Annotated in this window: 1 protein-coding gene; it reads right to left on the bottom strand. The window is 61.7% G+C overall.

The genetic code is table 11. The features are described 5' to 3' along the window. Positions 1-106 precede the first annotated feature (106 nt). Positions 107-303 (bottom strand): DUF444 family protein (locus ACLJNW_RS24240; RefSeq protein WP_121349028.1); only part of this gene is annotated, 197 nt, incomplete at its 5' end.

Raw genomic sequence — 303 nt, 5'->3', positions numbered from 1 at the left:
TAGGTATCCAGGGCATAGCGCTCGGCGATCCTGCTGATTTCCCGGTCGTACTGCTGGATCAGCTCGAAGGTCCATTCCGAGCCGGTGGCGATGGGCTGGCGCTTGCTCATGCGACGAGCCTCCTCTGGAACAGCTCGCGGAACACCGGGTAGATGTCCGATGCCGAGACGATCTGCTGCTGGGCGAAGCTGTCTTCGAAGGCTTCGCGCACGCGCTCGTACTCGAACCACAGGGCCTGGTGTTCGCGCGGGGTGATCTCGACGTAGGTGTAGTACTGGACGAACGGCATGATCTGCTTGAGGC

Origin of the sequence: Salmonella sp. SAL4457, from assembly GCF_046548235.1 — a bacterium.
GTDB lineage: Bacteria > Pseudomonadota > Gammaproteobacteria > Enterobacterales > Enterobacteriaceae > Salmonella > Salmonella enterica.
The sequence above is the reverse complement of the archived record's forward strand: the minus strand, read 5'-3'. Positions and strand labels throughout refer to the sequence as shown.